Genomic DNA, 22,241 nt, shown 5'->3' on the forward strand with positions numbered 1-22,241 from the left:
GTATTAACCGGGGCATATTGATGGTATTACCCTTCTAATTCCAGTACTGGTTTACGCTTCAGCACCACGCGCAGCACGAAGTAATAGACAATGCCCACCGCCAGCCAGCTCAGGCCGAGGATTTTGGCTTCCATATCCATTTCGTACAGCACAAAGCCGATAATCGCCAGGCCAACCAGCGGGAAAAGCAGGTGCTTTACCCAAGCGGTGGATTTCTGGCGGATGATGTAATGGTTAATCACCGACAGGTGCAGGATCAAAAAGCCCATCAGCGCGCCGAAGTTCACCAAGCGGCTCAGGTTGTCGATGCTGCCGTTGAAATACAGCCCGGAACCGAGTGAAATCACCGCCACCAGCAGGGTGCTGACGTAAGGGGTTTTGAAACGAGGATGCACCTTCGCCAGGATTTTCGGCAACTGACGATCGCGCCCCATGGCAAACAGAATGCGCGAAATTGCCGCCTGTGCCACCAAGGCGTTAGCGATACCCCAAGAGAGCGCCGTGGCCCAGATGGTCACCTGCTTCAGCCAGGCGCCACCGGCCAAGTTGGCGGTGTCGTAAAACGCGGTATCCAGGTTGGTGAAGTTGTTGCCTGCGGCCAGATCGGCGGCGATCCAGGTTTGCAGAATAAACAGCGATCCGACCAGCAGCAAGGCAAACAGCGAGGCTTTGCCCACCGCATCAGCTCCGCCTTTGCTCTCTTCAGAGAGCGTCGAAATACCGTCAAAGCCCAGGAATGACAGCACGGCGATCGACACCGCTCCCATCACCAGCGGCAGGCTGAATTTCTCGGCGTTGTAGAGCGGATTGAGCGTCAAACCGCCCGAACCTTCACCGGCGTACAGGGCAATCAGCCCCATCACCACGAAGATCGCCAGGATCACGATCTCTGCCACCAGAATGTAGCGGTTGGCTTTGGCGGTGAACTGAATGCCGATCAGGTTGATCACACTGTTAATGGCGATAAACGTCACGATCCACACCCAGGCAGGTACGCCCGGCAGAATCGGGCCGAGGGCCGCGGCGCTGACGATATACAGCAGCGAAGGCACCAGAATGTAATCCAGCAGGATCAGCCAGCCAGCGAAGAAGCCGACGGTTTCATGAATACCGCGTTGTGCATAGGCATACACCGAACCGGAAACCGGGAACGCGCGCGACATGGACCAGTAACTCATGGCGGTAAAGAACATTGCCACCATACCAATCAGGTAAGCCAAGGCAACCATGCCCTGCGAGCCTTCCCAAACGTAGCCAAAGACGCCAAACGGTGCGATCGGCACCATAAAGATCATGCCGTAAATCACCAGATCTTTCAGGGTGAGGGTGCGATGCAGCTCCTGCTTATAGCCAAATTGTTCAACAGACATTGCTTTGGCTCCTTAATCCAACTGAATGTTTAACTGAGCGGCAACGCTGCGTGGCAGAGCGAAGCGGCAGGTTTTCAGCGGATCAACCACCTGGCAGATCTGCAAATCGCCGGTGATGCTCATCAGGTTGATGGCGTCGGCCAGCGTCACTGTGCTGTGATCGGCAATAAAGTGCGCCATATTGCGGGTCGCCAGTTGGGCGGCCTCATCCAGCGTTTTGGCGGAGGCCAGCGTGTACAGCGCGTCTGCGGTGCTGATCATCGGCGTAGGCAGCGGGCGGTTTTTCACCACGGTCAGATTCACCACCACTTCACCGGGGATCTCCAAGCCGCATACCGAGACTTCACCGTCGCCCATGGCGGCATGCAGATCGCCGAGCGCAAACAGCGCGCCTTCCACGTTGACCGGCAGCCACAGCGTGCTGCCTTCGGTGATGATCTTGCAGTCCATATTGCCGCCGTGCGCATCCGGCGTGCCGCATGGCACCGCTTCACCCGCAGGAGCTACGCCAATCACGCCAATCATCGGCTTGAGTGGCCAACGCACGCCACCCGGCAGCAGGGCAAAGCCCTCTTCCAGCGGCACGGTGCGGATCTGTGGCTGTTGCAGTTCATCACCGATCACGCCCAGACCCGGTGCGGTTACCATCACCGCCTGGTGGCTGCGTGGGGTGATGCGTTTGATCTCTACCCGCAGTACGTCGCCCGGTAGCGCGTCCTGCACGTAGACCGGCCCAGTGGCCGGATTGATGCGGTTCCAGTCCAGCTCGGTAAATGCGGCTTGTTCAGAGGCAATCTGATCTTCGAAACAGTCGCAGGTTTCAAAGCAAACGTCGCTGCCGCTGGCAATTCTTGCCACGGGAGCGTTATCACGCGACATGGCATAAACCACGTGCGTGCGGGGAATTCTTTCCATGGTGATTCCTGTAAAGTTGTGCTGATTTTTTCTTATGAGAGGCGTTAATTGCAGTCTGCCAGAGACAGTGTAAATAACCTTGCCTGAAATAATTAATCACATCCGCCGGGGCAGAGGCAAGTGCGGCAAAATCCTACCCGGCGGCTGTTCGGAGGAATATCCTTTAATTAAAAGTCATGCTGGTTTTTTACGTTAGCTAAAAGGAAATAATGCCGTATAACTACTTTGCCATCGAGCGAGTAAGCAGCAGGTAAAATATCCATCAGCGATAACCCTGATAGGCCGCCGCCACGCGTTTAAAGTATTCCGTCAGGTAGTTAATACACACTTGCACTTTTAGCGGCAGCTTGTCCTTCTTGGTGTACAGGGCGTATACCGGGCGGGGATCTGAGTGGTAGCGCTTGAACAGAATTTCGAGCTCACCGCGTTTGATCTCTTCGATCACCCACATCAGCGGGACATAAGCGATGCCAGCCCCGGCATTCAGCCAGCGGACCATGGTTTGCGAGTCATTGGTCACGAAGCGCCCCTGTGGGGAAATACGCGTGCTGATGCCTTCCGGGGCCATCAGCTCGAATTCGCTGTCTGGCCGCACGCTGTATTCCAGCCAGGAGAAATTCACCATATCGCTCGGTTTTTGCGGCGTGCCGTGTTGGTTGAGGTAGCTTTTGGCAGCGCAAACCACCATCGGCATCGAACCCAAGCGCGTGGAGAACAGGCTGGAATCCTGCAACGCGCCGGTGCGGATCACCAGATCCAATCCGTCGGTAATCAGATCGGGGGCTGGGATACCGGTAACCAGATTCACCGTTAAACCGGGGTACTCTTGCAACATTTCGGCGGTCATGGTGGCCAGCACGTTTTGCGCCATGGTGGAGGAACTGCCAATGCGCAGGGTGCCGATTGGGGTATTGTTCAGCGCATACAGTTGTTCATGCACTTCGGTGGCTTCTTGCAGCATCCGGCGGCAACCTTGATAGTAGATTTTGCCCGCTTCGGTCAGGCCGATACTGCGCGTGCTGCGGTTAAGCAGCTTCACTTGCAGATCATCTTCCAGTTTGGACACTGTCTGGCTGATGGACGAAACGCTCATATCGAGCTGGCGCGCCGCCGCAGTAAACGACCCACACTCAACAACTTTGGCGAACACTGACATCCGTTTTAGTCTTTCCATTGTTCACTCTGGCTTAAAAGTGATTTAGATCACATATTGTAGATGAGCTTATAGTAAGCAGGCTAATATAATCGGGTCGGGTGTATCCTTCTGAGCGCTTGAGCGTGGTCAGCAATGTCGTGGTTTATTGTCGTCTGTCATGCATTCCCTTTCATGAGTCTAAGTTCGTAGTTTAACCCTTTTTTCAGGTTCGTGGCCTGGCAACTGTCTAGGTGCGACGTTTGGCGTCCGTTAGCCAAAATGTAAAGAGAATGTGAAATCAGCAGGGCGCGATCCCCGGTGCAGTAAACAATTAAGGAAAAAGTGATGAGTTTGCTTCCGGTTATGGTCATTTTTGGGATGTCGTTCCCGCCGGTGTTTTTTGAGCTGTTGGCGTCGTTGGTGCTGTTTTTTGTCATGCGTCGCCTACTGCTGCCGACCGGGATTTACGATTTTGTCTGGCATCCCGCGCTGTTCAATACTGCGCTGTATTGCTGCTTGTTTTATCTGGTTTCATGTCTTTTTGTTTGAGGTGGCTGTGAAAACTTTTTCAATACAAATAACCCGAATCGCGATCACGTTGATTGTTGTCGTGCTGGCCGCCATTGCGGTGTTCAAGTCCTGGTCGTTTTACACCGAATCGCCGTGGACGCGTGATGCCAAATTCACCGCCGACGTGGTGGCGATCGCCCCAGACGTCAGCGGCCTGCTGACCGAGATACCGGTTACGGACAACCAACTGGTGAAGAAGGGCCAGATCCTGTTTGTGATCGATCGGCCACGCTACCAGCAGGCGCTGGCGCAAGCCAATGCTGATGTCGCCTATTATCAGGCGCTGGCCGAAGAGAAGAAACGTGAGGCTGGCCGCCGCGTGCGCTTGGGCATTCAGGCGATGTCGCAGGAAGAGATCGATCAGTCGAGCAACTCATTGCAAACCGTGCAGCACCAGTTGGCCAAGGCGATGGCTACCCGCGATCTGGCACAGCTGGATCTCGATCGCACTACGGTACGTGCGCCCGACGACGGCTGGGTAACCAACCTGAACGTACACGCCGGGGAATTTATCACCCGTGGCTCCACCGCCGTGGCGCTGGTAAAGAAAAACACCTTTTACATTCTGGCCTATCTGGAAGAAACCAAACTGAACGGCCTGCAGCAAGGCGATCGGGTGGAAATCACCCCGCTGGGCAGCAACCGCATTATGCATGGCACCGTCGACAGCCTGGCGGCGGCGGTTAATAACAGCAGCAGCACCGTTAACAGTAAGGGATTGGCGTCGATCGACAGCAACCTGGAATGGGTGCGCCTGGCGCAGCGCGTGCCGGTGAAAATTGTGCTGGATGAGAAGGATCAGCAGCATCCCTACCCGGCGGGAACTACCGCCACCGTGGTGATTACCGGCAAGAACGATCGCAACGACAACGGTTCGCCGTTTATCCGGCTGATGCACCGGTTACGTGAGTTTGGCTGATGACGAGCCCAACCTTTATTCGCCTGAGATTTGCCTGCAAACTCAGCTTTGCGATTGTTTTTGCCCTGTTTGTCGGTTTTCACCTTAACTTGGAAACCCCGCGCTGGTCGGTGCTGACGGCGGCGATCGTCGTGGCCGGGCCTGCGTTTGCCGCCGGGGGCGAGCCGTTTTCTGGTGCCATCCGTTATCGCGGCTGGCTGCGCATTATCGGCACCTTTGTGGGCTGCTTTGTCGGCCTGGTGATTATCGTCACCTGCGCGCGCGCGCCCGTGGTGATGCTGATGCTCTGCTGCATCTGGCTCGGAGTGTGCACCTGGATTTCATCGCTGGTCAGAGTTGAGAACTCTTATGCCTGGGGGCTGGCGGGCTATACGGCGTTGATTATTATCGTCACTTCGGCCAGCAGTACCTCTGCGCTGATGCAAGCGCCGCAGTTCGCGCTTGAGCGCTGTAGCGAGATTGTGCTCGGTATTCTCAGCGCGGTGTTGGCCGATCTGCTGTTTTCGCCGCGTTCGATCAAACAGGATATCGATCGCGCAGTCGATCAACTGCTGGTGGGGCAATACCGGCTGATGCAAATGTGTATCAGCAATGCAGAGAAAGAGGATATCGACCGTGCCTGGGGCGATCTGGTGAAAAGCACCACCGCTTTGAACGGGATGCGCAGCAACCTGATGTTGGAGTCTTCGCGTTGGCAGCGGGTAAACCAGCGGGTACGCGTACTGCATACCCTTTCGCTGACGCTGATTACTCAGGCCTGTGAAACCTACCTGATCCTGCTGAATTACCCCAATGCGGTGAAGGAGAATATTCGCGAGCTGTTGATGATGCCCGCTGAAACACCGCAGGAAGTGCATCAGCACTTGAAACGGGTACGTCAGGTATTGGCCACCAACCTCACCAATGAAACCCTGGTTACGGTCAGTACCTGGGTGGGTACGGCGACGCGCTACCTGCTGGTGGCGAAAGGGGTGCACACTAACAGCGGCATCAACGCCGTTGAAAACGAGATACTGGCCAGTGAAGTGGTGGTGAAAACCCCTTCGGCAGAAGGTCATCATGCGTTGATCAACGGCCTGCGTTCCTGGGCGGCCACCTCGATTGGCTGTTTGTTCTGGCTGTGGACCGGCTGGACCTCCGGCAGCGTCTGCATGGTGATGATCGCCGTGGTGACCGCTTTGGCGATGCGTACACCGAACCCGAAAATGATGGCGTTCGATTTCCTGGTGGGGGTGCTGATCGCCTTTCCGATGGGGGCGCTGTTCTATATGTTTATCCTGCCACAGACCCAGCAAAGCATGTTCCTGCTGTGCCTGAGCCTGGGCACGCTGGCGTTTTTCACCGGTATTGAAGTGCAGAAGCGCCGTTTGGGCTCGCTGGGCACCTTGGCGAGTACCATCAATATCATCGTGTTGAGCAACCCGATGCATTTTTCGGTGACGACTTTTATCGACAGCGCCATCGGCCAGATCATCGGCTGTTTTGTTGCGATGATCGTGCTGTTCCTGATCCGTGATACCTCGCGCGAGCGCACTGGCCGCACGCTGATGAACCAACTGGTCAGCAGCGCGGTTTCGGCGTTGACCACTCAGGCGGCGCGTCGCCGTGAAAACCACCTGCCCGCGCTGTATCAGCGTTTGAATCAGTTGCTGATGATGTTCCCGAACGACATTGCCAAATACCGCCTGGGGCTCAACCTGATTATCGCTCACCAGCGCATGCAGATGACCGAGATCCCGGCCAAGGAAGAGCTGTCGGTGTTCCATAAGCAGATCCGCAATACCGCCGATCACGTGGTATCCGCCAAGAGCGATGGGAAACGCGCTTATTACTACGATCGGCTGCTGAAAGAGATGAACGAATACCAGCAGAAACTGGTGGATAACAGTGCGCCGCTCAGCGTGACCGGGCCGGTCAAACGCTTGGCGGATATGCTGCATCTCTATCGCCACGCCTTGATCGATTGAGCACTTTTAGGCTGAAAATCGGGGCGTGTTCCGCGTGTCAGCGGCGCTGGAAAGTGGCATGATTGATAGTCATAGTGGTTCTGAAGGTAAAAACGTTACATATAAGTCATCTTCGATTCATTATTCTTTGCTATAAATTTAGCCATCATGGGGCATTCGCCTCATTCAGGGAAAATATGAATAAACGTACCCTTGTGGCGATGCTGATCGCCATTGTGGTCGCCGCTTTTAGCGCGCTGCGCGGTAATGATACTGACCGGGTGATCGCCCCTGTGCCGGCGGCCACCGTTGCCGCTGAGAGTATCGATAAGCTGACGGAACCCAAGCGCGTTGCCCGCTATCTGCAACAGCATCAGCGGTTGCCGGATTACTACCTCACCAAAAAACAGGCGCGCGAGCAGGGTTGGGATGCGGCTGACGGCAACCTGTGTCTGGCCTTGCCGGGTAAGGCGATTGGCGGCGATCGTTTCTCTAACCGTGAAGGGCGTTTACCGGTGGCCAACAACCGGGTATGGCGCGAGGCGGATGTCAATTACCAATGCGGCCGACGCGGGGCCGATCGCCTGCTGTATTCCAGCGACGGTCTGATTTTTGTCACGCGCGACCATTATAAAAACTTCATTCGGATGGAGTGAGTTGATGGTGAAAATAGAGTTCGATTTTAACCAGATACCCGATCTACCGGCGTTCTATCAGCAATTTGCCGACCGGTTCGCGCTGGGTGAAGGATTTGGCGCCAATCTGGACGCGCTGTGGGATGTGGTTACCGGCGATATCAGCCTGCCGGTCGAGATTGAATTTACCCATCTCAACGCCCGCCGCAAACGCCGTTTTGGTGCCATTATTCTGCTGTTTGAAGAGGCGGAGGAAGAGTTGGAGGGGGATCTGCGGTTCAATATTCGTGAAGCCAGCGGTGCAGCGGTGCATCACCGGGGATGAACAAGGTTCATCCCATCGTGATGCTGCTGACGATCACTGTTGCGCCTCGGCCAGTTCGCGTAAGTACTGGAAGATTTGGCGGAACGATTTCGGCGGCTTGTTAGCAGCCTGCTCTTTTTGCGCGTTACGCACCAGCGCACGCAACTGCTGGCGATCGGCCTCTGGATAGAGTTCCAGCACGGACGGGATCGCATCATCACCTTCAGCCACCAGGCGATCGCGCAGTGCCTCCAGCTTGTGGAACAGCGACACCTGTTGGTTATGGCGGTTCTTCAGCTTATCGAGCGCGGTCTGGATCGGCTCAACATCACGGGCACGCAGCATTTTGCCGATCAGTTGGATCTGGCGGCGGCGGCCTTCTTTTTTGATCTTCTGCGCCAGTTCGATGGCGGCACGCAAGTCTTCATCCAGCGGAATGCGTTCTAGCGCATTTTTACCCAGTTCGACCAACTCGGTCCCCAAGTCTTTCAGCGCTTCAGCATCACGCTTAATTTCACTTTTACTGACCCAGATAATCTCGTCATCGTCCTCATTTTCGTTCTCAGGGACATCGTCGAGCCAGTCTTCAGGCTGTTTGTTCATGGTAGGCTCCGTCAAAAAGAGGCTAATCCTAACAGGTTGCTGGCTTTATGCGAAATTCCACGCAGTTCCTGTTAGACTCAAATACAGATTAGGCGGTATTCTGCGCTGTTGCGGGTGGGCACAGCCTGAAATTATTCTGGCGCGTTATACCGCGCAAAACCACGCCGATACGTGATGCAGGTCAGTTAAGACTAACCAATTCCCTCTCCTAGGGGAGAGGGTTAGGGTGAGGGGAAGATCACCGGACTACAGCCTCTCACCCCGGCCCTCTCCCACAGGGAGAGGGGGCGCCGCTGTTAGCATTGCGCCAATGATGCACTTTTCTGCTTAACTGACGGGCATTGCGCCGACACGGCACTTTTCTCAGCGATTTCCTGATTAATTATGGCAGATTGATGAAAGTAGTCACTCAAGTTGCAGAACAGCGCAAAGCGCTGGAACAAGCCGTCTCACAGGCTTTGGAACTGGCGCGTGCCGGTTCCGATGCGGCAGAAGTTGCCGTGACCAAAACCACCGGTATCAGCGTCAGCACCCGCTTCGGTGAGGTGGAAAACGTCGAGTTCAACAGCGACGGGGCGTTGGGTATCACCGTTTATTACCAACAGCGTAAAGGCAGCGCCTCTTCCACCGATCTGAGCCCGGATGCCATTTCTCGCACCGTGCAGGCGGCGCTGGATATTGCTCGCTATACCTCGCCAGATCCTCATGCCGGCCCGGCAGAAAAAGATCTGCTGGCGTTTGAGGCTCCGGATCTCGATCTGTTCCACCCGGCCGAACTGGATGCCGAACGCGGGATTGAGCTGGCGGCACGCGCCGAGCAGGCGGCGTTGTCGGCAGATAAACGTATTACCAATACCGAAGGCGGCAGTTTCAACAGCCATTACGGTATTAAGGTGTTCGGTAACAGCCACGGTATGCTGCAAAGCTATTGCTCCAGCCGTCATTCCCTCTCCAGCAGCGTTATTGCCGAGCACGACGGGGATATGGAGCGTGACTACGCCTATACCATCGGCCGTGCTATGGGGGATATGGCAAGCCCCGAGTGGGTTGGCCAGGAGTGTGCTCGCCGCACGCTGGCGCGTCTTTCGCCACGTAAGCTTGCCACCATGAAGGCACCGATTTTATTCGCTTCTGAAGTGGCAACCGGCTTGTTTGGCCATCTGGTAGGCGCTATCAGCGGCAGCAGCGTTTATCGCAAATCCACCTTCCTGCTGGATTCACTGGGTAAACAGATCCTGCCGGAATGGATGACCATTGAAGAACATCCGCATCTGCTGAAAGGCTTGGCTTCCACGCCGTTCGACAGTGAAGGGGTACGTACCGAACGCCGCGATATCGTCAAAGATGGCGTATTGCAGACCTGGTTGCTGACCAGCTACGCGGCACGCAAGCTGGGTATGCACAGCACCGGGCATGCGGGCGGTATCCATAACTGGCGCATTGCCGGGCAGGGTAATGATTTTGCCGCAATGCTCAAGCAATTGGGTACTGGCCTGGTAGTGACCGAACTGATGGGGCAGGGGGTCAGTGGTATTACCGGTGACTACTCGCGCGGAGCCTCTGGTTTTTGGGTAGAAAACGGTGAGATCCTGTATCCGGTCAGTGAGATCACCATTGCCGGTAACCTGAAAGACATGCTGCGTAATATTGTCAGCATCGGCAGTGATATCGAGACTCGCAGTAATATTCAATGCGGTTCCGTTCTGTTGCCGGAAATGAAGATCGCGGGTCAGTAATCAAACTTTTCGGCCGGCGTTCTGTCGGCCGAGTCTCCTTTGTTAATCTCTGTTGCAAATATAGGGTTTCGAATTTATCGTTCTCTGCCTATGTTATCTATGGGTTAAATAAAACAACAACGGGAGAGTGAGCATGAAGAAAACATGGAAAGTATTAGTAGCATTGACGCTGCTGGGGGCGAGTTCGACGTTGATGGCAGTCGATCTGGCCAACGATATGGATACTATCGCCAGCAATTACAAAACCGTATTGAAAACCGATTCTGCCGATACGTTCAAACAGAGCCTGCAAAATATGCGTGCTGCCGCAGTAAGCGCAGAGAAGGGCACGCCATCGAAGCTGGAAGGTAAAGCGCCTGATAGCGCCGAGATGAAAGACTTCCGTCACGGCATGACCACGTTGATCGGGCAGATCGACCAGTCACTGGCGTTGGCGAATCAGGGCAAACTGGAAGAGGCGCGTAAAGTCGCGCAGGATTTCAAGCAAACCCGCGATACCAATCATAAGAAGTTCCGCTAACTGCCAGTTACGGGCGGAAGTGTTTTCAAGCCGCCCGTTTATTCCCGCCGCCTTCCGTCATCAGCTATCAGCGGTGATATTCACCCGCGGCTTCCGGCTGATACAGCAGCTCCAGCACTTCAATCCGTGTTTCTTCGCCATTCGGTAACTGCCAGTTGATCTGTTTGCCAACGTGCATACCCAGCAGCGCTGCACCCAGCGGTGCCATTACGGAAAGCTGTTCGTTGCTGTCTTTGAGCGAAGCCGGATACACCAGCGTGCGCACATGTTCTTCTGTGGTGTGCAAATCGCGGAAACGCACGCGGCTGTTCATGGTGACGACATTGGCCGGGATCTGTGATGGCGGCACGATGTCAGCGCGATCCAGTTCGGCATTCAGCATGGTTGCGACGTCAGTGTTGGCAAAGGCAGGCTGCGCCAGCAGTGCATCCAGGCGTTCCGCATCCAGCTCATTAATGGTAATGGTTGGTTTGGTCATTCCACTCTCCAGTCAAATCAAAGGGCGCCCTTTCTGCGCCCATAAATTCGGAAAAACAACATAAAGCAACACCCCCGCGCCGTTTGGAGCGGGGGTGTAAGAAATCTCGACTTGTCCTACTGATAGTAGGCGGTTAAGCACGGAAAAGGAAGAGATCCCGATCACGAAGTTTTTTGCCGCGTTCTCGTCCACTGTAAACAAAGGGTTGCGCTATCTTTTTGTAATCTCATTAACTTATTGGCCAAAACCACGTTTTGCGAAATGGATCCCTAAGCGTCACGCAATTTCCAGTTTGAACTGGAAAAAAACAGGCTACACACGAAATGTTCTTAAGGTTAGGGTAAAGGCATCCGATAAAGTGGATTATTCGATGATGCGCTTTACAACTTACAGATTAATGTCCGAAACCAGGGGTGACTGAAAAGTGAATGAAGGAACTGCTTCGGTAAGTGAAATTGAACAGGCAGATATCAGCAAGGCGGCGACGATCACCACGCAGGTGCTGGCAGATATCACCGCAATGTTGGGTGCAGAGAATATTTTTACCAATGCGGTGCAACAGCAAATGCTGGAGTCACATATTCGCGCCATGGTATTGCGTTCGATAACCGGTGAACCTTTGCCGGAAGTGGATAAATCACTGTTTGACGAGATCTCTGCTGAATCAATGCGAATGGCAGAGCGGGTAGTGGATAAATTTGCCACGTTACCTATTGAGGAGGCTTATTTACTTTCCGTGCACTTTGAAGTCGCTAAAGATAATAACCAATAGGTTTTACTGGATTAAATTCAATCAGGAGAGAATACCATGGGTCAAATTACCGTAGTGATTGGCGATCGTTTGGGCAAAGGCCAGAAAGTCGGCTTAGGCATTGAAAATGCTGGCGCAAAAGCCATCGTCATCCCAGGCGTGGCGGCAGATATGAAACTGGGCGATGTGATGAAAGCAGAAAACGCACAGTTGGGCATTTCCTTCTGCGGCAGCGGCGGTGCCGGTGCCATTACGGCACAAACCAAGCATGGCTATAAAGCCAAATATGGTATGCGCTCCGTAGAGGAAGGCGTAACGGCGATTAATGAAGGCTACAACGTATTAGGCTTCGGTTTTATGGATAAAGAGGAGTTGGGCCAGCGGCTGGTGGAAGCTTATATCAAAAAATACGGCAACGCGTAATGAAAGAACAATATACCACCTCGGTAAACGTGGAAGGTAAAGGCGACAGTAAGGCGAAAGCCTTTGCTTCCGCATTGGCAACTGTGCAGGGGACAATATTAAAGTCCACCAGTAATGTCTTGCTGCGCATTGAGCCACAGGACGTCAAGGTATTAAAAGCGGAAGAGAAAACCACCAAAGAGAAATTTCTGTTCTTCTTTCTGCCACGTGAAAGAAAAAGTTATGCCGTCTCTTTGGAAATAACCGTGAATGTGACGATCATCAATACCGAAAAAGTGATCTTTACCACGAAATAAAACGTTATATCCCCCCTTTCTCAAGCGGTTGCGTTATTGGCTACTGACAATGTGAAAGCAACGGGATATAGCATAAAAAGGGGATGTGAATGTTTTTAATCATCTTATTTAAGTCGATTATTATCGGCGGGCTGGTAGGTGTCGGCGTAGGTGCCGGTGCCGCACGTATGTTCCACGCCCCGACGACACAGGGTATGGGTGCTTTCCGCACCTTGGGTGAGCTGAATTCCTGCGAAGGCGATCCGGCTTCTCATTTCTCATTTGGTCTGGGCTTCTTCTTCAACGCCTGGGCGTCTTCCGTGGCGGCGGGTGCCTTCACGCAGGACGTTGACCACCGCATTATCCCCAACTGGGGCGCTGCGGCCTTGATGATCAAGAACCGTAACGTGGCCGAAACGCTGCACGATCCGAAAAAAATGGCGATCGCCTGCGGCCTGATCGGCATCTTCGTAGTGACGTTCCTTAACACCACCGCATCGGCGGTGCCTGCGGCCTTGCAGGTGACGGCGATCAAGGTGCTGGTACCGGCGGCCAACCTGCTGGTGAACACCGTGATGCCGGTGATCTTCTGGCTGGCAGCGATTGAAGCCGGTAAGCGTTCCGGCTTCTGGGGCACCATCTTTGGTGGCTTGGCGCAACTGATTATGGGTAACGCCGTGCCGGGGTTGGTACTGGGGATCCTGATCGGTAAAGGCGTAGAAGAGAGCGGTTGGAACAAAGTCACCAAGATCATGATGGCGGTGATTGTGCTGCTGTTCGTGATGAGCGGCTTCTTCCGCGGCTTCGATATGAAACTCCTCGAGTCCTTCAGCCTTGGCGTGCCTGGCTGGTTGGATGCCATCCATAACACCCTGAGCGGTAAATAAGGAGCTGAATGATGGAAACACAAACTCAAAAAGGCTTCTGGTACGCCGACTGGTCGTTCCCGATTTTTGTTGGCCTGCTGTCGTCCGGCGTGTTTGCCGGGACGCACATGTATTACCTGTACGGTATTGGCGCATTTAACGAAGTGGCGTTCGTCTCTATGCTGCGTGCTGGCATGGATACCGGGGTGTATGGCGCGGTAGCGGCGTTTGGTGCCAGCTTCCTGTTTGCCCGCATCATTGAAGGTTCGCTGGTGGGGATCCTGGATATCGGCGGGGCGATCCAGACCGGTGTTGGCCTCGGCGTTCCGGCGCTGTTGCTCGGTGCCGGGATTATTTTCCCGGTGGCCAACTTTGCCGCATCGCTGGTCACTGGCCTAGTGGTTGGCTTGGCGATTGGTTATCTGATTATTCTGGCGCGTAAATTCACCATCAACCAGAGCAACTCCACCTACGGTGCTGACGTGATGATGGGTGCCGGTAACTCTTCCGGGCGTTTCCTTGGGCCGTTGATCATCCTGTCTGCTATCGCCGCTTCGATTCCGATCGGCGTCGGTTCCCTGCTGGGCGCACTGCTGTTCTACATCTGGGGCAAGCCGATTACCGGTGGTGCAATCCTGGGTGCAATGATCTTAGGCGCGATTTTCCCGGTGGCGATTGCTTAATGTTGGCACAGGTACGCGTTTTGCGTGCCCGTTATACCCGAGTTACTTCGAGATGCAGGTAGGCGGCAACTGAGCGAAGCCCCAGGAGCTTACACTAGTAAGTGACTGGGGTGAGTGACAAATCTGCTTTGCAGATTTGAACGCCGCTTGTGGCGGCCCCGAAGGGGCGAGGCCCAGCATGGGCCGAGTAACGCAGCCAACACCCCTGCAGCTTGAAGGGCGACGAGTATAAAAGGAGTAGCGAAGTATGTATGACCTTATTATCCGCCGCGCCAGGCTGGTGGATGGCACCCTGGCCGATGTGGCCATCCAAGACGGCAAAATTGCCGCCGTGGGGCAGGTGGCCGCAGACGCTAGTGCGCATCAGCAACGGGATCTGGCGGGGAATTATTACCTGAGCGCTGGCTGGATCGACTCGCACGTACACTGCTACCCCTCTTCGCCGATCTACCAGGACGAACCGGATCGGGTGGGCGTTGCCAGCGGTGTCACCTCGGTGGTGGATGCGGGCAGCACCGGCACCGACGATATCGATGAGTTCTACGCCCTGACGCGCAGTGCCAAAACCAACGTATTTGCCTTCCTGAATATCTCGCGCATCGGCCTGCTGCGGCAGAATGAGCTGGCGGATATGGCGGATATTAATAAGCAGGACGTCAAAAAAGCCATTGATGGCAAACCGGGTTTTATCATCGGCATCAAGGCGCGGATGAGCAGCAGCGTGGTGGGCCAGAACGGCACCCAACCGCTGGTGTTGGCGAAAGAGATCCAGCAGGAAAACCATCAACTGCCGCTGATGGTGCATATCGGTAACAACCCGCCAGATCTGGACGAGATTGCCGATCTGCTGACCCAGGGCGACATCATCACCCACTGCTATAACGGTAAACCGAACCGCATCCTGACCCCAGCCGGTACGCTGCGCGAGTCAATCCAGCGTGCATTGAAGCGCGGGGTGCTGTTGGATGTGGGCCACGGCACCGCCAGCTTCAGTTTTGCGGTCGCCAGACAGGCGATTGCGTTGGGTATTTTGCCGCACACCATCAGTTCCGATATCTACTGCCGTAATCGCATCAGTGGCCCGGTATACAGCCTGGCGGCAGTGATGTCCAAATTCTTTACCGTTGGGCTCTCATTACCGCAGGTGATTGACTGTGTGACGGCAAACGCCGCTGCGGCGCTGCGCCTGACCACCAAAGGGCGCTTGCAGCCGGGCTTAGATGCCGACTTGACCATTTTTGAGCTTCGCACCGCGCCACAGGTGTTTGCCGACTCCGAAGGGGAGTCAGTTAACGGCGAACAATTGCTGGTGCCGCTGGCCGCCGTGGTGGCCGGGGAAGTTCTATTAACCGATGAAGGGAAAGCCACCCATGTCTTCAGTCTATGAAAAATATAATTTAAAACAGGTGATCAATACTTCTGGCCGCATGACCATTCTTGGCGTCTCTACGCCGCGCCAGGAGGTGATTGACGCGGTGGATTACGGCCTGAATCATTACTTTGAAATCAAAGATCTGGTCAACAAAACCGGCGCTTATATTGCTGGCCTGCTGAACGTGGAAGATGCGGTGATTGTCTCCTGTGCTTCTGCCGGTATTGCCCAGTCGGTGGCGGCGGTGATCGTCAAAGATAACGCCAACCTGCTGGTCAACCTGCATTCGGCAGCGGTGAATGAACCGCGAGAGATTGTGTTGCCACGGGGCCATAACGTTAACTTTGGTGCGCCGGTTGACACCATGATCGCTCTCGGCGGTGGCAAAGTGGTAGAGGCGGGTTACGCCAATGAATGTTCCCCAGAGCAGATCGAAGCCTGCATCACGCCGCAAACGGCGGCCATCATGTACGTCAAATCCCACCACTGCGTGCAGAAAAGCATTCTTTCCGTCGAACAAGCGGCGGTCGTGGCGCGTAAGCACAACCTGCCGCTGATCGTCGATGCGGCGGCGGAAGAAGACCTGATGTGCTACTACCAGATGGGGGCCGATCTGGTGATCTACAGCGGCGCTAAGGCGATCGAAGGGCCAACCAGCGGGTTGGTGATCGGTAAAAAACAGTACGTTGCCTGGGTGAAACAGCAATCCAACGGTATTGGCCGGGCGATGAAGGTGGGTAAAGAGGGCATTCTGGGCCTGACGCAGGCGATTGAAAGCTATCTGACTCTGGAGAAAACCAGCGGTGCGCAGATGGTAGAGCGCATGATGCCGTTTATCACCCATCTCAGTACCCTGAGCGGCGTCAGTGCCAAAACCGTGTGGGACAGCGCAGGGCGCGATATTGCCAGAGCTGAAATTACCTTTGATGAAGCGGTGCTGGGCATGTCGACCGTCGACATCGTGCAGCGGCTAAAAACTGGTGACATCGCCATCTATTTCCGTGGCTATAAAGCCAACGAAGGCAAGATCGAAGTGGATGTGCGCAGCGTCAATGAGCAACAGCTGATGACCGTTTTCACCTGTATTAAAAACCTGTTTATGGAGCAATAAGCATGAAGCTGAAGCCGAATTACTATAAAGACCGCGTATGTCTGAACGTGTTGGCCGGTTCGAAAGACAACGCGCAGGAAATCTATGAGGCGGCCCAGGGGCATGTGTTGGTGGGGGTGCTGTCCAAAAACTATCCGGACGTGGACAGCGCGATAGCGGATATGACGCACTATGCCCGGTTGATCGAAAACGCGCTTTCTATCGGCTTGGGCGCGGGCGATCCGAAGCAGTCCAATATGGTCAGCCAGATCGCCTGGAAGGTGCAACCGCAGCATGTGAACCAGGTATTTACCGGCGTCGGTGCCAGCCGTGCGCTGCTGGGACAGCGCGAAACCGTGGTCAATGGCCTGGTATCCCCGACCGGCCGCGTGGGCCTGGTAAAAATCTCCACCGGGCCGCTGAGTGCGCAGGCCGCAGACGGTATCGTGCCGGTCGAAACGGCGATCGCACTGCTGAAAGACATGGGCGGCAGCTCCATCAAGTATTTCCCGATGGGCGGTCTGAAGCATAAAGACGAATTCCAGTATGTGGCGCAGGCTTGTGCCGAGCACGACTTCTTGCTGGAGCCAACCGGGGGCATCGATCTGGATAACTACGAGGCCATTATGGAGATCGCGCTGGCTGCCGGTGTGAAGCAGGTGATCCCGCATATTTACAGCTCGATCATTGATTCTGCCAGCGGCAATACCCGCCCGCAGGATGTGAAAACCTTGCTGGAGATGACCAAAAAACTGGTGGGTTAAAACCGGACGCCGAGAGTTGTATTTTCCCCACTCCCCAAAGGAGAGGGAGTGGGTTCGGTGCTGTAGTCAAGTGTAGGAGCAGATTTGTGGCACGTTACCCCCCCTTTGTGGGAGGGGTAGGGTAAGGGGGCGTCGTGTCAGGGTTAAGAGTTAACGTCTTTTCTAATCGCGGGTGCAACAGACTGCGCCCCTTTATCTGTTAAAAAGGATAACTATGCGAAACTCTTTACGAATCACAACGCTATCCCTGGCGCTGTTGGCGGTTGCCAGCCCGGCGCTGCATGCTGAGGACGTAATGAAATCACCATCGTCACATTTTGCCTATATCGGCACCTATAATCCTAATGGTGAGGGGGTTTACCGGGTTCGAGTAGATGCGAAAAGCGGGGCGTTGAGCGACAAAACGCTGGTCAGCAAGCTGCCGAATCCAGCCCAACTGGTGGTGGATGCTAAAGGACAGACGCTCTACGTGGCCAGTGAAGTGGCGGATTTTAACGGCACTAAGCACGGGGGCATTGTTGCTTATCGCATCAACCAGCAAGACGGCAGCCTGACGCCGCTTAACCAGGTGGATTCGCAGGGGGCTGGGCCGGTTTACCTTTCCCTGTTGCCTGACGGGCGGCATTTGCTGGTGGCTAACTATGTCAGCGGCAGCGTGGCGGCCTTTCCGCTAGACGGTGAGGGTAAACTGGGTGAGGCCAGCTCGGTGCAGCAGGCTGAAGGTCCGGCGGGTGTGGCTAAACCTGTCGGCGCGGTCGAGGGCAGTTTTGCCATCAGCGATCACAACGGCCCGCACGCGCATATGATTGCCAGCGATCCGAGCGGCAAATTTGTGTTTTCCACCGATCTGGGGTTGGATCGCATCTACCAGTGGCGTTTTGATAACGGTAACGGCAAGTTGACGCCGAACGATCCGCCATGGATTAACGCCTCTTCCGCCGGTGCCGGGCCGCGCCACTTCGTGTTCCACCCAGATGGCAAAACGGTGCTGTTGATCAACGAAGAGGCATCAACATTGACCAGCTATCGTTTCGACAGCCAGAAAGGCACGCTGAAGCAGTTGCAGGTTATGTCGAGCTTACCTGCTGATTATCGGGGCACCAGCTTTGCTGCTGGTTTGGCGTTGAGTGCCGAGGGCAAAAACCTGTACGTCGCCAACCGTTTGCATAACAGCATTGCGCAGTTCAGCGTCGGCGGCAATGGCGAGCTGAAACCGGTGGCCGAGGTTTGGACGCGTGGGGATTATCCGCGCACTATCACGTTGGATCCGAGTGGCCGCTACCTGTACGCACTGAACCAGCGCAGCGATAACATCACTCGCTTCAGCGTGGACAAGCAGAGCGGTAAACTCAGCTTTGTTGCCGGTTATACCCCGGTGGGCAGTCCGTCACACATGGTGTTTATGCCATAACCAGTGGCCCGTCCGGCGCGATCGGCGGGCACGTTAATAACGGAAAGAGAATGGTGCGCTTCCCCTATCCACGTTTGGCTTATCTGTTTGATGCTTTGCAGTCTGAGACTTTGCCTCAGGAAGAACTGGCGAAGCGTTTTGCCGTGTCTACGCGAACCGTGCGTGCGGATATCACTGCGCTGAATGACATTCTGGAAAAATACGGTGCGCGGTTTGTGCATAACCGTGGAGCGGGTTATCGCTTGCAGGTGGATGATGCGACGTTGTTCAGCGCATTGCAGCATCAGGAACGCAAAAAACAGGTTACCCCGCGCAGTGGGCAGGAGCGGGTGCATTATCTGTTGATTCGCTTCTTGACCTCAGCCTTTTCCCTCAAGCTGGAAGATTTAGCTGACGAATGGTTTGTCAGCCGAGGCACCCTGCAAAACGACATGGCTGAGGTGAGAGAGCGCTTGGCGCATTACCAGCTAACCATTGAAACCAAACCGCGTTATGGCATGAAGCTGTTCGGCTCGGAAATGGCGATCCGTGCCTGTCTCACCGATCTGCTGTTTCAGTTGCATCTGGCTGACCCGGAAAATCCGCTGCTGAACAATGAGATCCTGCATCAGCCGCAGGTAGTGGCCTTTGCCGGGCTGCTGCATCCGCTGTTTTCGCAGTACGCCATCCGGCTGACGGACGAAGGTGAGCAATACCTGATTTTTTACTGTGCGGTGGCGCTACGGCGCATTATCGACGGTTATCCGCTGCCGGATTTTGACGTTGAGGACGGTGATGATGCGGTACGCAAAGTCTCCAGCCGGTTGGCAAGCGAACTGCGCAAAGCCGCGGGCAAAGAGATCTCGGCGGCGGAAGAAGCTTATTTACGGGTGAATATTGCCGCCCGGCGGGTGCAGGAAGTACAGCCGACGGAAATCAATGCCGATGACGAAGATGCGCTGGTGGATTACATTCTGTCTTATATCAATACGCACTATAACTACAATTTACAGGGCGACAAACAGCTGCGCGCCGATCTGCTCACCCATATCAAAACCATGATAACCAGGGTGAAATACCAGATCACCATCCCGAATCCGCTGCTGGCCAACATCAAGCAACACTACCCAATGGCCTACGACGTGACGCTGGCGGCGGTATCCAGTTGGGGTAAGCACACGCCTTATATCCTGAGTGAGAATGAAATCGGCTATCTGGTGCTGCATATCGGTGTTGGCCTGGAGCGGCATTACAATATCGGCTATGAGCGCCATCCGCAGGTGATGTTGGTGTGTGATACCGGCAACTCCACGGTACGTATGATCCAGGCGCAGATTGCGCGCAAGTATCCGCAACTGGTGATGACGCGCATTGTTTCGCTGCGTGATTACGAGATCCTCGGCCAGATCGAGGAAGATTTCGTGATTTCCAACGCGCGTATTAGCGAGAAGAATAAGCCGGTGGTAGTGATGTCGCCGTTCCCGACCGAATATCAGCTAGAACAACTGGGCAAGCTGGTGCTGGTGGATCGCACCAAGCCGTATATGCTGGAAAAATTCTTCGACGCCAATCATTTCATGATCGTCAACGAGCCGCTGACGCAGGAGCAACTGTTTAAAAAAGTCTGCACCCAGTTGGAGCAGGAAGATTACGTAGGCAGCGATTTTTACCCTTCGGTGGTTGAGCGCGAGGCGATCGTTTCCACCCTGTTGGGCGAGGGCATTGCCTTGCCACACTCACTGGGCTTGCTGGCGAAAAAGACCGTGGTGGTCACCTTGTTGGCTCCGCAAGGCATTGCCTGGGGCGAGGGGGAAATCGCCCATGTGATATTCCTGCTGGCGATCAGTAAAAGCGATTACGAAGAAGCGATGGCGATTTACGATCTGTTCGTCACCTTTGTGCGCGAACGCTCGATGAGCCGCCTGCTGGGCAGTGACAATTTCGACAGTTTCAAGGCGGTGGCGCTGGATTGCCTGAGCCGGATTTGAAAGGATCCTCTCCCGGCGGGAGAGGAGACTGTCAGTTTATTTCTCTTTCTTCTTGCCAAAGATCTTGATCAACGCGCCAACGATCAGGCCAACCGCAATGCCGGTTAAAATCCAGTCGATAATACCCATATTCGTTCTCCCGCTATTTTTTACCCTAAATAATTCGAGTTGCAGGACAAAAACGCAACGCGTTTTTGAACAGCACTTGTGCTGGCCCCGAAGGGGCGAGGCCCAGACTTGGGGCGAGTAACGCGGCAAGTGAGTGAGTCCCCAGAAGCATAGACAACTATGTGACTGGGGTGAACGAACGCAGCCAACGCACATGCAGCTTGAAGTATGACGGGTATATTGATCTGATTATATTATCATGTAATCGGGAACGCCCCTTCGATCATCAACTGTTGCTGTTGTTCTGAATAGGTGACCCAAGCATTTTTACTGTTAGATTTCTCCAAGACGATGTTCAGCTCGTTACGGGTGAGCGGTAAATCGTTCTGCCAGAATGGCACTATGGCATTACGGGTAATGAAATCGATCAGGAAATGCTCCGCGCTGCCCTGTTCCTTAGGGAACAAGCGCTGGGCGAGTTCTGCCATCAAGGCCCGCTGCTGCGGGTGTTCACTTTCATTGAGCAATTCCAGGAAGGGTAACAGCAGGCGGGCGCATACCTGGCCATGATGGTAATTACGCAATGCGCCAATCTCGCCAGCAATGCCGTGGATCACCCCTAACCCTGCCATACTCAGCGTCAGACCGCCCAGGTAGGAAGCCTGCATAATTGCTGCCCGCGCCTCATCGCTGTGTTTCAACATCGGCCAGGCGCTGAGGAAGTGTTGGAGACCTGCCAGCGACATGGTGCGTGACATGCTGCTGGCCGTTTTGGACAGATACGACTCAAGCAAGTGAGTGAAAGCATCAATGCCGCAGTAGACCAGCACCTTGTCAGGAGCCCCTTTCAGCAGATCGGGATCGAGGATCGCCACCTGTGGGACAAAATTAGGGTGGCGTAATGAGGCCTTCACTTTAGTGAGCTGGGTGTCAGTGAGCACGGCGTTTTGCGTGGCCTCGCTGCCCGTACCCGCGGTGGTAGGAATGGCGATCATCGGCAGCGTAGCCCCACTGATCTGGCAGTCACCGATTTTTTCCATATAGCGCCGCGTGGGCAATGGGTGTTCGATGATGGCAGCAAAAGCTTTGGCGGCATCCAATACGCTGCCCCCGCCAATAGCAACCACCCTTTTTACCTTGCCACGCCAGCGTGCTACCCAGGCGTCGATCTCCTGCGGTGAAGCCTCATGGGCAACAACTTCATTACCAACCAGCAGTGGCGTCAGCGCATCCGCCAGCGAAGAGTAAATGGGACTATTAATAAATGAGCGGCAGGTGAACAGCAGCGTCGCCTGAGGCTCAGCCTGCAACAGAGGGATCAGTTGCTGGATGCTACCGTGGCCGAACCAGGTCTGCCGGTTAGTAATCATCAGGCTAGTGGTCATGCTCTCTCCTTGGTG

23 protein-coding genes are annotated in these 22,241 nt (G+C 54.8%); 17 read left to right on the forward strand and 6 right to left on the reverse strand.

Translation table 11 applies throughout. From position 1 onward, the window contains the following. Window positions 1–26: 26 nt before the first annotated feature. From AC2A1E_RS15435 to aaeR, 3 genes are all read right to left on the reverse strand, one after another. Window positions 27–1,370 carry an APC family permease gene (locus AC2A1E_RS15435; RefSeq protein WP_459400222.1) on the reverse strand — a complete coding sequence of 448 codons (1,344 nt, stop codon included), beginning with the start codon at window positions 1,368–1,370 and terminating at the stop codon, window positions 27–29. Window positions 1,371–1,382: 12 nt separating this feature from the next. Further along, window positions 1,383–2,285 (reverse strand): acetamidase/formamidase family protein, encoded by a 903-nt coding sequence (locus tag AC2A1E_RS15440; RefSeq protein WP_484384476.1) that lies wholly within the window; start codon window positions 2,283–2,285, stop codon window positions 1,383–1,385. A gap of 262 nt (window positions 2,286–2,547) precedes the next feature. Next, window positions 2,548–3,459, reverse strand: coding sequence for an HTH-type transcriptional activator AaeR (gene aaeR, locus AC2A1E_RS15445; RefSeq protein WP_484384477.1), 912 nt, complete (start codon window positions 3,457–3,459; stop codon window positions 2,548–2,550). A 306-nt stretch (window positions 3,460–3,765) separates the two neighbouring features. On the opposite strand from aaeR, the gene aaeX reads away from it, so the two are divergent. The 5 genes from aaeX to AC2A1E_RS15470 all read left to right on the forward strand — a co-directional run bounded on the left by aaeX (window position 3,766) and on the right by AC2A1E_RS15470 (window position 7,815). Then, window positions 3,766–3,969 (forward strand): p-hydroxybenzoic acid efflux pump operon protein AaeX, encoded by a 204-nt coding sequence (gene aaeX, locus AC2A1E_RS15450; RefSeq protein ID WP_459400219.1) that lies wholly within the window; start codon window positions 3,766–3,768, stop codon window positions 3,967–3,969. Window positions 3,970–3,976: 7 nt separating this feature from the next. Next, complete coding sequence (aaeA, locus tag AC2A1E_RS15455; protein ID WP_484384478.1) at window positions 3,977–4,909, forward strand: p-hydroxybenzoic acid efflux pump subunit AaeA; 933 nt, start codon at window positions 3,977–3,979, stop codon at window positions 4,907–4,909. Further along, a complete protein-coding gene (aaeB, locus tag AC2A1E_RS15460) occupies window positions 4,909–6,876 on the forward strand; it encodes a p-hydroxybenzoic acid efflux pump subunit AaeB (protein ID WP_484384479.1) in 1,968 nt (655 codons plus the stop codon). Before aaeA ends, aaeB begins: the two co-directional genes overlap by 1 nt. Before the next feature lie 176 nt (window positions 6,877–7,052). Then, a complete protein-coding gene (locus AC2A1E_RS15465) occupies window positions 7,053–7,511 on the forward strand; it encodes a ribonuclease domain-containing protein (RefSeq protein WP_484384480.1) in 459 nt (152 codons plus the stop codon). Window positions 7,512–7,515: 4 nt separating this feature from the next. Beyond that, entirely contained in the window at window positions 7,516–7,815 is a 300-nt protein-coding gene (locus tag AC2A1E_RS15470) for a barstar family protein (RefSeq protein ID WP_484384481.1), read from the forward strand. Window positions 7,816–7,848: 33 nt separating this feature from the next. On the opposite strand, the gene yjgA is transcribed toward AC2A1E_RS15470, so the two are convergent. Next, complete coding sequence (gene yjgA / locus AC2A1E_RS15475) at window positions 7,849–8,397, reverse strand: ribosome biogenesis factor YjgA (RefSeq protein WP_484384482.1); 549 nt, start codon at window positions 8,395–8,397, stop codon at window positions 7,849–7,851. Between the two features lie 395 nt (window positions 8,398–8,792). Here yjgA and pmbA point away from each other — a divergent pair, with 395 nt between their 5' ends. Then, complete coding sequence (gene pmbA / locus AC2A1E_RS15480) at window positions 8,793–10,133, forward strand: metalloprotease PmbA (RefSeq protein ID WP_484384483.1); 1,341 nt, start codon at window positions 8,793–8,795, stop codon at window positions 10,131–10,133. A gap of 133 nt (window positions 10,134–10,266) precedes the next feature. Beyond that, window positions 10,267–10,653, forward strand: a complete 387-nt coding sequence (gene cybC / locus AC2A1E_RS15485; protein ID WP_484384484.1) for a cytochrome b562 — start codon at window positions 10,267–10,269, stop codon at window positions 10,651–10,653. A gap of 67 nt (window positions 10,654–10,720) precedes the next feature. Here the strand turns inward: cybC and rnk are convergent, their stop codons facing one another. Then, complete coding sequence (rnk, locus tag AC2A1E_RS15490; protein WP_484384485.1) at window positions 10,721–11,131, reverse strand: nucleoside diphosphate kinase regulator; 411 nt, start codon at window positions 11,129–11,131, stop codon at window positions 10,721–10,723. 424 nt (window positions 11,132–11,555) lie between these two features. On the opposite strand from rnk, the gene AC2A1E_RS15495 reads away from it, so the two are divergent. The 10 genes from AC2A1E_RS15495 to AC2A1E_RS15540 all read left to right on the forward strand — a co-directional run bounded on the left by AC2A1E_RS15495 (window position 11,556) and on the right by AC2A1E_RS15540 (window position 20,733). Beyond that, complete coding sequence (locus AC2A1E_RS15495; RefSeq protein ID WP_484384486.1) at window positions 11,556–11,903, forward strand: glycine dehydrogenase; 348 nt, start codon at window positions 11,556–11,558, stop codon at window positions 11,901–11,903. A gap of 36 nt (window positions 11,904–11,939) precedes the next feature. Then, window positions 11,940–12,305 (forward strand): SFCGS family glycine-rich protein, encoded by a 366-nt coding sequence (locus tag AC2A1E_RS15500; protein ID WP_459400209.1) that lies wholly within the window; start codon window positions 11,940–11,942, stop codon window positions 12,303–12,305. Beyond that, window positions 12,305–12,601: a DUF4312 family protein gene (locus AC2A1E_RS15505; RefSeq protein WP_484384487.1), complete on the forward strand. Its 297-nt coding sequence runs from the start codon at window positions 12,305–12,307 to the stop codon at window positions 12,599–12,601. The genes AC2A1E_RS15500 and AC2A1E_RS15505 overlap by 1 nt, the downstream gene beginning before the upstream one ends. 89 nt (window positions 12,602–12,690) lie before the next feature. Further along, the gene (locus tag AC2A1E_RS15510; protein WP_459400207.1) at window positions 12,691–13,467 is read left to right on the forward strand and encodes a DUF4311 domain-containing protein; all 777 of its coding nucleotides are present in this window, start codon (window positions 12,691–12,693) and stop codon (window positions 13,465–13,467) included. Between the two features lie 11 nt (window positions 13,468–13,478). Next, entirely contained in the window at window positions 13,479–14,129 is a 651-nt protein-coding gene (locus AC2A1E_RS15515) for a DUF4310 family protein (RefSeq protein ID WP_459402878.1), read from the forward strand. Window positions 14,130–14,376: 247 nt separating this feature from the next. Continuing rightward, the gene (locus tag AC2A1E_RS15520) at window positions 14,377–15,516 is read left to right on the forward strand and encodes an amidohydrolase/deacetylase family metallohydrolase (protein ID WP_484384488.1); all 1,140 of its coding nucleotides are present in this window, start codon (window positions 14,377–14,379) and stop codon (window positions 15,514–15,516) included. Next, window positions 15,500–16,612: a DgaE family pyridoxal phosphate-dependent ammonia lyase gene (locus tag AC2A1E_RS15525; protein WP_484384489.1), complete on the forward strand. Its 1,113-nt coding sequence runs from the start codon at window positions 15,500–15,502 to the stop codon at window positions 16,610–16,612. The genes AC2A1E_RS15520 and AC2A1E_RS15525 overlap by 17 nt, the downstream gene beginning before the upstream one ends. Before the next feature lie 2 nt (window positions 16,613–16,614). After that, window positions 16,615–17,355: a 2-dehydro-3-deoxy-phosphogluconate aldolase gene (gene dagF, locus AC2A1E_RS15530; RefSeq protein WP_484384490.1), complete on the forward strand. Its 741-nt coding sequence runs from the start codon at window positions 16,615–16,617 to the stop codon at window positions 17,353–17,355. A 214-nt stretch (window positions 17,356–17,569) separates the two neighbouring features. Next, window positions 17,570–18,766: a lactonase family protein gene (locus tag AC2A1E_RS15535; protein ID WP_484384491.1), complete on the forward strand. Its 1,197-nt coding sequence runs from the start codon at window positions 17,570–17,572 to the stop codon at window positions 18,764–18,766. A gap of 50 nt (window positions 18,767–18,816) precedes the next feature. Beyond that, window positions 18,817–20,733 carry a BglG family transcription antiterminator gene (locus AC2A1E_RS15540; protein ID WP_484384492.1) on the forward strand — a complete coding sequence of 639 codons (1,917 nt, stop codon included), beginning with the start codon at window positions 18,817–18,819 and terminating at the stop codon, window positions 20,731–20,733. A 365-nt stretch (window positions 20,734–21,098) separates the two neighbouring features. Here AC2A1E_RS15540 and AC2A1E_RS15545 read toward each other — a convergent pair whose 3' ends face one another. Continuing rightward, window positions 21,099–22,226 (reverse strand): iron-containing alcohol dehydrogenase, encoded by a 1,128-nt coding sequence (locus AC2A1E_RS15545; RefSeq protein ID WP_484384493.1) that lies wholly within the window; start codon window positions 22,224–22,226, stop codon window positions 21,099–21,101. Window positions 22,227–22,241: the final 15 nt, after the last annotated feature.

Source organism: Serratia sp. HNCC26DJ206 (assembly GCF_057180605.1).

What these genes read in the sequence shown, in the direction of transcription:
- AC2A1E_RS15435 (WP_459400222.1), bottom strand. Translation starts at nt 1,370, where the DNA reads ATGTCTGTTGAACAATTTGGCTATAAGCAGGAGCTGCATCGCACCCTC.
- AC2A1E_RS15440 (WP_484384476.1), bottom strand. Translation starts at nt 2,285, where the DNA reads ATGGAAAGAATTCCCCGCACGCACGTGGTTTATGCCATGTCGCGTGAT.
- aaeR (WP_484384477.1), bottom strand. Translation starts at nt 3,459, where the DNA reads ATGGAAAGACTAAAACGGATGTCAGTGTTCGCCAAAGTTGTTGAGTGT.
- aaeX (WP_459400219.1), top strand. Translation starts at nt 3,766, where the DNA reads ATGAGTTTGCTTCCGGTTATGGTCATTTTTGGGATGTCGTTCCCGCCG.
- aaeB (WP_484384479.1), top strand. Translation starts at nt 4,909, where the DNA reads ATGACGAGCCCAACCTTTATTCGCCTGAGATTTGCCTGCAAACTCAGC.
- AC2A1E_RS15465 (WP_484384480.1), top strand. Translation starts at nt 7,053, where the DNA reads ATGAATAAACGTACCCTTGTGGCGATGCTGATCGCCATTGTGGTCGCC.
- AC2A1E_RS15470 (WP_484384481.1), top strand. Translation starts at nt 7,516, where the DNA reads ATGGTGAAAATAGAGTTCGATTTTAACCAGATACCCGATCTACCGGCG.
- yjgA (WP_484384482.1), bottom strand. Translation starts at nt 8,397, where the DNA reads ATGAACAAACAGCCTGAAGACTGGCTCGACGATGTCCCTGAGAACGAA.
- pmbA (WP_484384483.1), top strand. Translation starts at nt 8,793, where the DNA reads ATGAAAGTAGTCACTCAAGTTGCAGAACAGCGCAAAGCGCTGGAACAA.
- cybC (WP_484384484.1), top strand. Translation starts at nt 10,267, where the DNA reads ATGAAGAAAACATGGAAAGTATTAGTAGCATTGACGCTGCTGGGGGCG.
- rnk (WP_484384485.1), bottom strand. Translation starts at nt 11,131, where the DNA reads ATGACCAAACCAACCATTACCATTAATGAGCTGGATGCGGAACGCCTG.
- AC2A1E_RS15500 (WP_459400209.1), top strand. Translation starts at nt 11,940, where the DNA reads ATGGGTCAAATTACCGTAGTGATTGGCGATCGTTTGGGCAAAGGCCAG.
- AC2A1E_RS15505 (WP_484384487.1), top strand. Translation starts at nt 12,305, where the DNA reads ATGAAAGAACAATATACCACCTCGGTAAACGTGGAAGGTAAAGGCGAC.
- AC2A1E_RS15510 (WP_459400207.1), top strand. Translation starts at nt 12,691, where the DNA reads ATGTTTTTAATCATCTTATTTAAGTCGATTATTATCGGCGGGCTGGTA.
- AC2A1E_RS15515 (WP_459402878.1), top strand. Translation starts at nt 13,479, where the DNA reads ATGGAAACACAAACTCAAAAAGGCTTCTGGTACGCCGACTGGTCGTTC.
- AC2A1E_RS15520 (WP_484384488.1), top strand. Translation starts at nt 14,377, where the DNA reads ATGTATGACCTTATTATCCGCCGCGCCAGGCTGGTGGATGGCACCCTG.
- AC2A1E_RS15525 (WP_484384489.1), top strand. Translation starts at nt 15,500, where the DNA reads ATGTCTTCAGTCTATGAAAAATATAATTTAAAACAGGTGATCAATACT.
- dagF (WP_484384490.1), top strand. Translation starts at nt 16,615, where the DNA reads ATGAAGCTGAAGCCGAATTACTATAAAGACCGCGTATGTCTGAACGTG.
- AC2A1E_RS15535 (WP_484384491.1), top strand. Translation starts at nt 17,570, where the DNA reads ATGCGAAACTCTTTACGAATCACAACGCTATCCCTGGCGCTGTTGGCG.
- AC2A1E_RS15540 (WP_484384492.1), top strand. Translation starts at nt 18,817, where the DNA reads ATGGTGCGCTTCCCCTATCCACGTTTGGCTTATCTGTTTGATGCTTTG.
- AC2A1E_RS15545 (WP_484384493.1), bottom strand. Translation starts at nt 22,226, where the DNA reads ATGACCACTAGCCTGATGATTACTAACCGGCAGACCTGGTTCGGCCAC.